The sequence below is a fragment of the Buttiauxella izardii genome, from assembly GCF_003601925.1.
In the GTDB taxonomy this organism is placed as follows: Bacteria; Pseudomonadota; Gammaproteobacteria; order Enterobacterales; family Enterobacteriaceae; genus Buttiauxella; species Buttiauxella izardii.
The window spans coordinates 441,062-453,907 of the sequence record NZ_QZWH01000006.1; the positions used below are offsets into that span (position 1 = coordinate 441,062).

The window sequence follows — 12,846 nt, forward strand, 5'->3', positions numbered from 1 at the left end:
GATGACGGACGAAGAACATTATCAGCAGGGCATGGAAGTGCGCCGGGCGGTGCTGGGCGATAAACATGTTGACCGCACGCTGTCGCAACTCACGCCGCTCAACGAAGAATTTCAAAACTTCATCACGCGCTATGCCTGGGGCGATATCTGGACGCGCCCCGGCCTGGAGCGCCACACCCGCAGCATGATCACCATCGCGATGTTGATTGCGCTAAACCGTGAAGCCGAGTTGAAAATGCACCTGCGCGCCGCGTTTAATAACGGCGTGACGCGTGATGAACTTAAAGAGTTGATTATGCATTCGGCGCTGTACTGCGGTTTACCCGCCGCCAACGCCACCATGCATCTGGCACAACAAGTGTTTGATGAAATGGATGCTGCGGGTTAATCAATGTCGGATGTCGCTAACGCTTATCCGACCTACGAAAACGGTGGCTAAGCCACCATTTTTCACCCCGGAATCGACTTGCGAATCGACGACAACAAAATTTGCGCTGCAGGTGACAGCGGTGTATCTACCCGCGTTAACACGCCAATTGGCTCGCCCGCACCTTGCGTGGTCACCGGAAGCGACGTCAACACACCCTGACGCAAATCTTCTTTCACCGCGCCCGACGGCACAAACCACACGTAGTTGTAATCCACGGTCAACTGGCGCGAAAGCGAGGCCGAAAGCGTTTCGACGCAGGTAGCAGGCATTTTACAACCCTGGCTTGAAAGCAACGTTTCCGCATTCTGGCGTGGGATCGTCCCCTTCGGTGACACCACAATCGGCCACTCCATCACACGGCTTAACGTGATGTTTTCATGCAAAAGCGGGTGGCCGGGGCGCACCACCAGCTTTAAAGATTCGAGGAATAACAGCTCATAATTCAACCCGGTCATCAATTCCGGGTCAGACATGCGCCCAATGCCTAAATCCAGCTCGCCGGATTTCAAACCCGACAGCAGCATAGTGTTATTCATGGTCGCCACTTGCAGCGTTACATCACTTTGTTGCTTATGAAACTGGCCGATCACTTTGGGCAAAATCCCCAACGCCGCCGTTGGCAGCGCGCCGACGCGAACCACCGTGGTATTTTGTCCATCTTTCTGATTCAGCGATTGCCCGGCGTGGTTAAGCGCATCAAGCACTTTTACTGCGTGCGTCAGAAATTGCTCGCCCATGAGCGTCATCTGTGCGCCTAGCCGCCCACGCTCAAACAAACGCGTGCCGGTAAGTTGCTCAAGCTCGTTGAGTGTTTTTGACAGTGCAGGCTGGCTTAGATTAAGAGTTTCAGCCGCGCGCCCCAGCGTTCCCTGTTGAGCGACAGCTACGAAAGTATGAAGATGGCGCAAGCGAATGCGCTGACTGAACAAACCGTTTTTTTCCATAACCTGATGTTAAAAACAGACTCGTCCGGCTGACAAGATAAGTTGTTTAATTTTGATAACTTGCTAGCAAAATTTCATTAACAATTGATTTGTTTTTATAACAAAGGGTGAGGGTAATGAACGGTAAGGTGGATAAGCGCACGCGTCATCCACCTTTTTTCATCTGAGCTTACACGTCAAAAAACACCGTTTCCTTTTCACCCTGCAGATATATATCGAAGGTATAAACCACCTCAGAGCCGCGCTGCTCGCGCTTACCCATCAAGGTATTGCGACGTACTTCCCATTCAATCAGATTCAACACCGGGTCAGTTTCGTTCGCCGCTTGCTCGTCGGAAAAATACATCCGCGTATTCAGGCCAATGTTAATCCCGCGCGCCACAATCCACAGGTTGAGATGCGGAGCCATTAATCGCCCGTCGCGCCCGACAACCGCACCGGGTTTGATGGTGTCAAAACGCCACACGCCGCTGTCGAAATCTGAACATGTGCGCCCCCAGCCCCGGAAATCGTCATCCAGTTTTTTATCCGTTTGCTGGTCGGCAGGGTGGTTGTAACGCCCGGCGGCATTGGCTTGCCACACTTCCAGTAATACGTCGCGCACTGGCGTGCCGGAGCCATCAAACACCCGGCCTTCAACGGCAATCCGCTCGCCCTGAGTGTGGGAGTTTGTCAGCACATGACTAAAGTTCTTCTCGAAAATATTAAACCCGGCGGCTTGCGGCGCGAGGCCAATATGCACATACGGGCCAGCGGTTTGCGAGGCGGTTTCAGATAAGTAATTTTTCATCACACGGCTCCTTGAGTGCGATTTTCAAATAGCGTGGCGCGTTGGCCGCGCAGCACCAAATCAAAGCGATACGCCAGGCAATCGAGCGGCACCGCGGCGTGAGTATCGAGTTCGGCAATCAGCGTGCGGATGGCGTCGTCGTTATTAATGGTTTTCACAATCGGACACTGCTTGATCAGCGGATCGCCTTCAAAATACATCTGGGTAATCAGCCGCTGGGCGAATGACTCGCCGGAAAGCGAAAAGTGAATGTGCGAAGGACGCCAGTCGCTGGCCTGGTTGCGCCACGGATACGGGCCGGGCTTGATGGTGCGGAAGAAGTAATAGCCGTTTTCATCCGTTAGCACGCGCCCGCAGCCGCCAAAATTCGGGTCGATGGGCGCGAGGTATTTGTCTTTCTTGTGGCGATAACGCCCGCCCGCGTTGGCCTGCCACACTTCCACCAGCGTGTTTTTCATCGGGCGACCAAAACCGTCGCGCACATAGCCATGAACAATAATGCGTTCGCCAATCGGCAGGCCGTCTTTGGCGTAATTCATGATCAAATCGTTATCGAGCGGGTCGAGATCTTTCGCGCCAAATATCGGCCCGGTGATCTCCGAAAGCGAGTTTTGCAACGAGATCAGCGCATTTCGCGGCGAGCGCAGCACGCTGGTTTTATACCCCGGCGCGAAAGCCGGTGGATGGGAATCGTAGTCGCGATGGATCAGCTCACGAGGTTTCCAGATTTCGGACATAACGTACTCCAGGGACAGGGTGAATTTTTTATATTTTGACGATCTCCACACAGAGTCTCAGTTAATAACTTGTTAAATTAAAGTGAATTTAAGCGTGGTTTTGCATAGCGTTTAGTTATGAAATGGCGAGGTAGCATTACTTCTTTTATGTGGTTGTAGGGTCGATCACAAAACGAAAATTCTTCCGCCAAAACCTTCCCGCGGCATTCTACGCTTTCAGCAATATTCACTGGAGATACGACATCATGGCGAACAACATCACGGCTGATGATATTCGGGAAAAATTTTCGCACGCAATGTCGGCGATGTACCAGCAAGAGGTGCCGCAGTACGGCACCTTGTTAGAGTTAGTGGCTGATGTGAATCTGGCGGTGTTAGAAAGCAGCCCTGATTTACAACAGCAGCTAGAAAATGCCGACGAACTGGCGCGTTTAAATGTCGAACGCCACGGCGCAATTCGGGTAGGTAAAGCGGAAGAACTGGCGACATTGCGCCGCGTGTTTGCGGTGATGGGCATGGTGCCGGTGGGCTATTACGATCTTTCGCAAGCGGGCGTTCCGGTGCATTCCACCGCGTTCCGTCCGATTGACGATGCCGCGCTGGCGCGTAACCCGTTCCGCATTTTCACCTCACTGCTGCGCTTAGAGCTGATTGACGACGAAGAGTTACGGAAAACCGCTGCGGCGATTCTCGCAGAACGTGACATTTTCACGCCGCGTTGCCGGGCATTGCTCGATGTTTACGATGAACAGGGCGGATTTAACGAAGCGCAAGCCGACGAGTTTGTCACGCAGGCGCTGGAAACCTTCCGCTGGCACAGCCACGCCACGGTGGATGCGCAGACTTACCAGGCGTTCCACCAGCAGCACCGCCTGATTGCCGATGTGGTCTGTTTCCGGGGTTGCCACATCAACCATCTGACGCCGCGCACGCTGGATATTGACCGCGTACAAGCGTTAATGCCGGAATATGGCATTGCGCCAAAAGCGATTATTGAAGGCCCACCACGACGCACGTTCCCGATTTTGCTGCGCCAGACCAGTTTTAAAGCGCTGGAAGAACCGATTATTTTTGCTGGCGTCCATCACGGCACGCACACCGCACGCTTTGGGGAAATCGAGCAGCGCGGCGTGGCGTTAACCCCGAAAGGGCGCGCTTTATATGATGAATTGCTCAACGAAGCGGGCAGCGGGCAAGATAACTTCAGCCATCAGCAGCATTTGCAGGAAATTTTCAGCCGCCTGCCCGATAGCGAAACGCTGATGCGCTGCCAGGATCTGGCCTATTTTCGTTACCGTTTAACACCGGTTGGCGAAATGCATCGCCAGGCGATTAAACCGGGCGATGACCCGCAACCGCTGATCGAGCGTGGATGGCTGGTGGCACAACCGATTATTTATGAAGATTTCCTGCCGGTGAGTGCGGCGGGGATTTTCCAGTCGAATTTAGGTAGCGAAGGCGGGGCGCGCAGCCACGGTCATTCCAGCCGCACCGCGTTTGAAGAAGCGCTCGGCGCGCCGGTGGCCGATGAATTTGAGTTGTATCAGCAGGCGTCGGATCGCAGTAAAAAACGCTGCGGGTTGATGTAATAAAGGGCCGCATTATTGCGGCCCACAATTAACGGTTTTTGTCGGATGACGCTGGCGCTTATCCGACCTACCACTGCCATTCCACCGTCACTTCATATTGCGGCCCACAAATTATAAACAACGGTAAATTAATGGTTTTTGTCGGATGACGCTGGCGCTTATCCGACCTACCACTGACATTCCACCGTGCGGCCCAAAAATTATAAATAACGGTAAATTAACGGTTTTTGTAGGGTGTATAAGCCGCAGGCGTCATCCACCATTTACGCCGCGTCAGCCAGAATAAACATGCCGTACGGATGGATCTCGAGGTAGTAATTATCCCCCACGTCAGGCTGCAAACGCGTGGCATTCACCTGCAACAACAGCGCCTGACCATGCCATTCCACCGTCACTTCATATTGCGGCCCCATATACGCCACATGGCGCACCACGCAGCGCTGGCTTTCTTCGCCATGTTCGCTCAGCGTGATGGCTTCCGGGCGCACGCCAACCGTGCCTTCCGCTTGCGTAATAGTGAGCTGAGGCGGACGCGGTAAACGATAACCGTGGATCTCGACAAAATCGCTGCCAAAGCGCGCCGGGAAGACGTTTGCATCCCCCATAAAGCTCGCCATAAATCGCGATGCAGGCTGGCGATACAGCGTTTGCGGGCTGCCAATCTGCATGATTTCGCCTTTGTTCATCACCAGCACGGTATCGGAAACGGCAAACGCCTCGCTCTGGTCGTGGGTGACGTACAGCGATGTGATGTTGAACTGCTTTTGCAGTTCGCGGATTTTGTCGCGCATACTGCGGCGCAGGTTGGCGTCGAGGTTACTCAGTGGTTCATCAAACAGCAGTACTTTCGGCTTGAGGATTAGCGCCCGCGCCAGCGCCACACGCTGCTGCTGGCCACCAGAAATCTGGTCAACAAAACGGTCTTCGAATCCATCTAAATCGACCATTGCCAGCGCTTCTTTGACGCGTGTTTTAATTTCTGCGCGCGGTGTGCCGAGCATTTTCAACCCGTAACCGACGTTATCTCCCAGCGACATATGCGGGAACAGGGCGTAGGACTGGAACACCATGCAGATATCGCGCTGCTGAATGGAACGGTGGGTCACATCTTCGCCATCAATAAAAATCTGCCCTTCAGTGGGTTTCTCAAGCCCGGCCACCAGGCGTAAAACGGTGGTTTTGCCGCAGCCGGAAGGGCCAAGCAACGTCACCATTTCGCCTTTCGGGATCGCCAAATTAATGCCTTCAATGACGGTGTTATTGCCAAACCGTTTCGTGACATTGCGCAGTTCTACAAAATGAGGTTGTGTCATGTTTTACTCCGTCATCACACGCTGGTTTTGGCTTTTGAACGCGAGATACGCGCTTCACCAATCAGCCAGTCAAAAATGAAAATAATGGTCAACATCACGACGATAAGAATCGAACCGTAGGCAATCGCCACGCCGTATTCGCCATCTTCCACGCGATTCAAAATGTAGGCGGTTGCCACTCGCGTATCCGGCGTGACGAGGAACACAATCGCACTCACCGTGGTAATCGCACGCACAAAGCTGTAAATCAGCGCCGAAAGAATAGCTGGGCGCAGCAGCGGCAGCAGAATGTTGATAATGGTGCGCATCGAACCGGCACGCAGACTCAGCGACGCTTCATCCAGCGATTTGTCGATTTGCCCAAGCCCGGCAATCCCGGCGCGAATGCCCACCGGAACGTTACGCATCACCATCGACATAATCACAATCGCCGCCGTTCCGGTCAGGTAAACCGGGGCGCTGTTAAACGCCAGGATGTAGGACACGCCCGCCACGGTGCCCGGAACCGCAAAGCACAACATGGTGGTGAACTCGATGGTCTTTTTGCCACGGAACTGCTGGCGCACTACAACCCAGGCAATTAACAGGCCGAAGAAAGCGGTGATCGGGGCGGCAATTCCGGCGTACAGCAAGGTATCAAGCAGAGAAGGCCACGCGCCGTCGCTCATGCCCTGGCCGAACAGTTTGATGAAGTTATCGAACGTCAGCGTGTAATCCACGCCCCAGTTGACCGTAAAGCTGCCGTAGAAAATGCTGCCGTATAACAAGGCGTTAAAGGCAATCCACACGGCTAATAATGCGACAACTCCCCACACCAGCGTAACGGGCAGCGGCTGCACATCGCCACGGTTGGATTTACCGGAAACCGTGACGTAAGAGCGTTTGCCAATCCACATGTACTGAATGCAGAACACCAACAGGGAGAACACCAACAGGAATGCGCCGAGCGTACTGGCGGCCTGATAATCAAGCTGCGAGCCGGTGATGTAGAAGTAGATTTGCGTGGCGAGCACGTCGAAGTTGCCGCCCAAAACCAGCGGGTTACTGAAGTCTGCCAGCGATTGCACAATCACAATCAGGAAGGCGTTCGCCAGCGCGGGTTTGAGCAGCGGCAAAAACACCCCTTTGAAGGTTTTCCAGCGCGTGGCGCGCAGGGTGTAGGAGGCTTCTTCCAGCGACGGGTGAATAGTTTTAATCGCGCCATCTAGGATCATAAAGGCCATCGGTGTGAAGGCCAGAACCTGCGCCAGCCAGATGCCGGTAAAACCGTACAGCCAGTTGGTGTTGGTCAGCCCAAACCAGTCCACCATTAATTCGGTCACATAACCTGAGCGGCCCATCATCAGCGTGACGCCAAGGCCGACGACAAACGGCGGCGTCACAATCGGCAGAATCGAGAAAATACGCCCGATAATGGCGCTGCGTTTGGCAATGCGCGTGGTGTAAATCGCCAGCACCAGACCGAAGAAAGTACAGCCAATGCCCACTGCAATCGACAGCGCGATGGAGTTGATGATCACCTGAATAATATGCGCCTGGCTCAGTACAGTCATAAACGCCAGCGGGGCAAATTCCCCGGCATCATTGGTAAACATCGGAATGAAAATAGCGACGCTCGGCCAGACGATAAACACGCCAATCAGCGCCACAATCGTCACCAGCGAACCGATTACAAAGCTGTCGCCGCCGAGCCATTCGAGGCGGGTCAGGGCGAGAGTGATCACCATGCCGAGGGCGATAAATAGCACGATGGTGGCGTAGCCCATGCCGCGTTCGGTCACGGTGGCGCTGATCACCACAAACGCCATGCAGAACAACGCCCAACCGGCATCAAAATAGTGGCGTTGGCGCTTTTCTGGCCCGAGTTCGTTGAACGGGCGCAGCAGTAACAGCGACGGCAAAACGTACCACAACAGGCTGATATTAATGCCCGACCAGCTATAAGCGTCGAGCAGTTCATCGCCGGTCGATTCAAACAGGCCGTAATCCAGGCTCCAGCTTGGCAGCAGGGCGAAAGCTAGCCAGCAAAGCGCCACCCACCAGAGAATAGCGTCCCGCTTTCGCGGCGTACGCAAAAGTAAAGTTTCAGACATAAGTGCCTCATCGGCCAAAAGAAAAAGAGGGAAGCAGGTGACATGACGCTGTCACCTGCGAATGGGTTAGTTACCCATTTTCACTTCGCTGACCCATTTGTTGATCAGAGCTTTACGCATGTCGGTGGCACCGTATTTGTCCATGTCGTAGTTGATGAGTTTCAGGTCATCCAACTTGAGCGACAGCGGGGAGCTTTCGGCGGTGGTGTTAGTCAGAATCTGGTAAGACTTGCCCTTTTTCCACGACAATTCTTGTGCTTCTTTCGACAGCACCCAATCCACGAACAGTTTGGCGTTGTCCATATTGCGGGCGCCTTTCAGGATGCTGACGCCGCCGATTTCATAGCCCGTACCTTCGCATGGAGAAATCAATTCCAGCGGTGCGCCGTTCTCTTTTTCCAGCGAATAATCGTGCAGGAAGCCAATGCCAATTGCCGTTTCACCACGGGCGGCGTTTCGCGCCGGGGCAATGCCGGATTTGGTGTATTGGGAGATGTTGCCATTAAGCTTTTTCAGGTAATCGAATGCCTGATCTTCGCCCCAAAGCTGGGCGAAGGTCGCCAGCGCGGTATACGCGGTGCCGGAGCTTTGCGGGTCAGCGACCTGGATTTCGCCTTTATAAATTGGGTTGGTCAGATCCTTCCAGCACTTCGGCACTGGCAGGTTTTTCTCTTTCAGGCGCTGGGTGTTCACGCCAAAACCGAGGATGCCGATATACACCGCAGAGGAGTAGTTACCTTTGCGTTTAGCGGGATCCTGGAATTTCGGCATGATTTGCGCAAGATTGGCGGATTTATACGGCTCCAGAAGATCCATTTCGCCCGCCTGGGATTGAGGGTCGAGTGTGCCGCCGTACCACACATCGGCCTGCGGGTTTTTCTTCTCGGCATCGACTTTCGCTAATGTGCTGCCCGAACCGTTACGGATAAACGAAGTTTTGACATCGTATTTTTCGCCGAAGGCTTTGGTTTCGGTTTCACACATTTCATTGGTGGCGCTGCAATACACGACTAAACGGCCTTTGGCCTGCGCGGCACCGGACAGGGTAGCCAGCGCGACACCGGCAGCAACCAGAGAAGAGAGCACGGTCAGTTTCATATTATTATCCTATTTGTCCTGAGATAAAGGGTCCTGAGGTAAGGCAACTGCCGGATCCATGGCGCCAACACTCCTGTCCTGCGCGCTGATGCCCGCCATTAACAGGGGCATCAGCAAAAAGCCAATCAATGCGGCGGCCACGGTTAATAACGCGAACATCCCGGACCAACCGTAACGCTCAATCACTTGCGACAGTGGCCAACCCGCCAGCGCCGCGCCCAGATAGGCAAATAATCCTAAGAAACCGGTGACACTTCCCGCCGCCTGTTTATGGCTGCATTCCACGGCGGCGAGGCCAATCAGCATCTGCGGGCCAAAAACAAAAAATCCGATGGCGAAAAAGCAGATAGCCAACAGCGCATAGTGGTGAACCGGCGACAACCACAACGCAGCAACCGAGGCAAACAGCCCGAGCGCGAAGAGCAAAATCATCGGCCCGCGCTGGCCGCGAAACAGCAAATCTGAACCCCATCCGGCGAATAATGCGCCCAACAATCCGCCCATCTCGAACAGCATCACCGTGGCGTTGGCGCTGAGTAAATTCACGCCGTGGCTTTCATAAAGCCAGATGTTGCCCCAGTCGTTTAGCGCGATACGAATCAGGTAAACCAGCACATAACTCACGCCGAGCAGCCAGATCATCGGGTTTTGCAGCACCGTGCTGCGAAACATTTGCCACTGCGGCATTGGCGGACTGAGCTGTTCCTGACGCATTTCCAGCGGGTCATGCCGCCAGACGCCGACCGGGGGCAATCCCAATTCTTGCGGCGTGCCGGTTAAGCTGCGGCACAGCCAAATCCCAATCACAATGCCGATGGCACCTGAAACAAATAACGACGCCTGCCAGCCGAACCATAGCGCCATCAGCGCAGAAATCAGTGGAACGGCAGCACCGCCGAGATTGATGGAAGTGTTCCAGCATCCCCACCAAAAACCGCGTTCGTTACGCGAATACCAGTGGGTTAATAGCCTTGCGCACGGCGGCCATCCCCATCCCTGAAAGAACCCGTTCAGCGTCCAGATAATCAGCAACATCGGCAAATTCGTGCCGAAGGCAAATAGCACGTTCAGTATTCCGGTTGCCAGTAATCCCGCGCCCATAAACCAGCGCGCCCCCCGGCGGTCGTGCCACAGTCCGGCGGCAAATTTCGACAGGCCGTAGGAGAGATAAAACAGCGTGCCTAACAGGCCAATGTCGCCTTTGCTTAAATCTAAATCGACCTGCATCGCCGGGAGTACGAAGCTGACGCTTTTGCGCGTCAGGTAAAATGCGGCGTAGCCCACGACCATCGACAGCAGCAAACGTGGACGCCAGTAACGGTAATCACGACCGATTGTTTGCTCGGAAATCATGCTCGCCCTCCGGGTTGAAATGACTATAGAAAACGCAGAATGAAAGGGGATGAGACAAGGTTTTAGCCAACCAGGAATTTTTCCTGGTTATCCCTGTTTTTGTGCAAAAAGTGTGGGCAGGTTAACAATTACGCGGGTGCCTGACTGGCTTTCGAGCTGCAAATCGCCGCCTAACGCACGAATACGCTCGGCAATGCCCTGCAATCCCTGGCCGTTATGGGTGGTGCCGCTAAAACCAATGCCATCGTCTTTCACTTCAAGCCGCACGCCGTCGGGCTGTTGCGTTAAAGAGATTTCAATCAGACGGGCATCGGCGTGTTTGAAGATATTGTTTAACAGTTCCTGCACCAGGCGGTAAATCGTAAACACCACCGGGTCACTGGCGGGTTGACCGGGTAAATCGTAGTGAAAACGGCAGGTAATCCCACGTTCGGCAAAGGCAAATTCCTGCATCAAATGATGCAGCGCTTTATCGAGTGAAATTTCGTCGAGCACGGGCGGGCGAAGCTGGCGCAGAAGGTGACGCGTTGAATGGTGAATACGCTGGGCGAGCTGGTTAATTTGCTCGGCGGCCAGCACCGTGGCATCGCCGCTGGCGGTACGTTTCACCAGCATCGACTGGATTTGTATCGCGGTAATATTCTGACCAATTTCATCGTGCAGCTCACGCGCCAGATCCTTGCGCGTGTCTTCTTCGGTATGCACCAGTTGTTCCATCAGCTCGCGCCGCGCTTGCAACTCAACTTCCAGGCGCTGGCGATAACGGTGCAGATTATTGGCCAGATGTTGCTGGCGGCTGATCGCGATCCCCAGCCCAATCCCCAACAGCGCTTGCGTCGAAAGGAAAAGTTCCATTTCCAGAAGGCCATTAAAGCCGCTGCCAATTTGCCGGGCGATGGTAATCATCATGCTGCCAAGAAGCGCTGCCAGCACGCCGCCTTGCCAACCGAACTTGTAGGCCATCACCACGTTTGGCAGAAAAACGACAATCAACAACAGCCGCTCGATTTCCGGCGACAATACCATTTGCGCGCCTACGCCAATGATAAAAAACAGGCTGCACCAGATAAGCAGCGAGGTGCGTAGCGGCGGGTTCGGTGTTTCTTGCGCCAGCAGACTTTCGAGATGTTGCTGGCGCAAATATTCATAAATCAAATAGACGAAGGGCGTCAGCACCACGCCGCCGGTAAACGCCGCTAACAGTGTTTGCGAAGCGGTGCTGGCGAGGAAGGGCGTCAATATCAGCGTGTGCAGCAACGCATCGCTGGTAATCGCCGCCATCAGCAGGGAAAGTCGTTGCCAGTAAAGCGTGTAACGGTGCCAGAAATGCTGGACAACCAGAGCGGGAACGGCGCTAAGGAAAGGCGAGAGCAGTATCACCGGCTCGGTCATCAACTGCTGTTGCCAAAGCCAGCCGAGAAGCCCAATTACCGGGATAAACAGCGCAGGCCAGTAGCGGCGATGCAGTAAAATCAGCAGCGCCAGATGCACGCCCTGCGGCAACAACAACGTGGCTTGCTGCCCGTTATCGGTGAGGTAAAAACTGATCGTCCACAGGGCAAGCCAGGTCAAACCCCAGGCGAAAACAATAAACAGCGATAACAGCAGGTGACGCCACGAACGAGACATTTAGTGCCCGGCTAACAATTGGTGTTCGAGGGCAAAATGCACCAGTTCGATGGTGCTTTCGCATTGCAATTTGCCGAGGATATTGGCGCGATGGACATGCACCGTTTTATGGCTGAGATTGAGTTGCTCCGCAATGTGTTTCACGCTTTCGCCTTTGACCAGCAAATCGAAAACTTCACGTTCGCGCGGAGTAAGAATCTGCAGCACTTTGGCGGGCTGCCCGGCGTGGCGCAGTGCGCGAAGGGCATCGGCACACAAATAATGCCCACCCATTCCCACGGTGCGCACCGCCTGCACGAGTTCTTCCGGGCCGCAGCGTTTAGTGAGATAGCCGCTGGCACCGGCATCCAGCGCGCTTTGCACAAACGCGGTGGTGTCGTAAATGCTCAGAATAATGGCGCGAAAACCGGGTCGCTGCTGGCGCAGGCGCTTAAGCAAACTCAGCCCATTCTCGTCCGGCATGGCGACGTCTAACACCGCGACATCGGGCTGATTTTTTATTAATGCAGGGAACGCTTCGGCGGCAGAACTGTATTGCCCGACGATTTCGATATCGGTTTCGAGGCTCAGCAACTGTGCAAAACCCGAGCGCACTACAACGTGGTCATCAACTAAAGCAACGGCAATCATCGTTCTGCTCAATAAGGGGAGTCTGGCGACATCATGCGGGTGAATCAATTCTGCGCAATGGGGATGTTGGGATTATGTTACGGGGGTAACAGAAAAGGGGGGAGGAGCCATATTCATGGGCGGTGGTTTTCCGTTCACCTGAAAGTTCTTCGATCCCACATAGATCAATGAACGGTGAACGTGTAAGGGGGATTACGACATCCCCCTTACGACCCCGTCGCCCGGTCATTAAATTGCCGC

At 54.3% G+C, this 12,846-nt stretch carries 11 protein-coding genes; 2 read left to right on the top strand and 9 right to left on the bottom strand.

The annotated features are described in order from the left end of the window. The first annotated feature begins 1 nt into the window (after position 1). A complete protein-coding gene (gene pcaC / locus D6029_RS05230; RefSeq protein WP_120063736.1) occupies positions 2–388 on the top strand; it encodes a 4-carboxymuconolactone decarboxylase in 387 nt (128 codons plus the stop codon). Between the two features lie 62 nt (positions 389–450). Here the strand turns inward: pcaC and pcaQ are convergent, their stop codons facing one another. The 3 genes from pcaQ to pcaH all read right to left on the bottom strand — a co-directional run bounded on the left by pcaQ (position 451) and on the right by pcaH (position 2,901). Beyond that, positions 451–1,374, bottom strand: a complete 924-nt coding sequence (gene pcaQ / locus D6029_RS05235; protein WP_120063737.1) for a pca operon transcription factor PcaQ — start codon at positions 1,372–1,374, stop codon at positions 451–453. Positions 1,375–1,543: 169 nt separating this feature from the next. Further along, positions 1,544–2,164, bottom strand: coding sequence for a protocatechuate 3,4-dioxygenase subunit alpha (pcaG, locus tag D6029_RS05240; protein ID WP_120063738.1), 621 nt, complete (start codon positions 2,162–2,164; stop codon positions 1,544–1,546). Continuing rightward, the gene (gene pcaH, locus D6029_RS05245; protein ID WP_120063739.1) at positions 2,164–2,901 is read right to left on the bottom strand and encodes a protocatechuate 3,4-dioxygenase subunit beta; all 738 of its coding nucleotides are present in this window, start codon (positions 2,899–2,901) and stop codon (positions 2,164–2,166) included. Before pcaH ends, pcaG begins: the two co-directional genes overlap by 1 nt. Before the next feature lie 245 nt (positions 2,902–3,146). Between pcaH and hglS the strand changes: the two genes are divergently transcribed. After that, positions 3,147–4,490, top strand: a complete 1,344-nt coding sequence (hglS, locus tag D6029_RS05250; protein WP_120063740.1) for a 2-oxoadipate dioxygenase/decarboxylase HglS — start codon at positions 3,147–3,149, stop codon at positions 4,488–4,490. 263 nt (positions 4,491–4,753) lie between these two features. Here the strand turns inward: hglS and fbpC are convergent, their stop codons facing one another. From fbpC to D6029_RS05280, 6 genes are all read right to left on the bottom strand, one after another. Next, complete coding sequence (fbpC, locus tag D6029_RS05255; RefSeq protein WP_120063741.1) at positions 4,754–5,803, bottom strand: ferric ABC transporter ATP-binding protein; 1,050 nt, start codon at positions 5,801–5,803, stop codon at positions 4,754–4,756. Positions 5,804–5,817: 14 nt separating this feature from the next. Next, the gene (locus tag D6029_RS05260) at positions 5,818–7,896 is read right to left on the bottom strand and encodes an ABC transporter permease (protein ID WP_120063742.1); all 2,079 of its coding nucleotides are present in this window, start codon (positions 7,894–7,896) and stop codon (positions 5,818–5,820) included. 66 nt (positions 7,897–7,962) lie between these two features. Continuing rightward, positions 7,963–8,994: an ABC transporter substrate-binding protein gene (locus D6029_RS05265; protein WP_034495116.1), complete on the bottom strand. Its 1,032-nt coding sequence runs from the start codon at positions 8,992–8,994 to the stop codon at positions 7,963–7,965. Positions 8,995–9,003: 9 nt separating this feature from the next. Continuing rightward, positions 9,004–10,347, bottom strand: a complete 1,344-nt coding sequence (uhpC, locus tag D6029_RS05270) for an MFS transporter family glucose-6-phosphate receptor UhpC (protein WP_120063743.1) — start codon at positions 10,345–10,347, stop codon at positions 9,004–9,006. An 87-nt stretch (positions 10,348–10,434) separates the two neighbouring features. Next, entirely contained in the window at positions 10,435–11,976 is a 1,542-nt protein-coding gene (locus D6029_RS05275; RefSeq protein ID WP_120063744.1) for an MASE1 domain-containing sensor histidine kinase, read from the bottom strand. Continuing rightward, on the bottom strand, positions 11,977–12,606 hold the full coding sequence (locus D6029_RS05280; RefSeq protein ID WP_120063745.1) for a response regulator transcription factor: 630 nt from the start codon (positions 12,604–12,606) through the stop codon (positions 11,977–11,979). It abuts the gene before it with no gap. Positions 12,607–12,846: the final 240 nt, after the last annotated feature.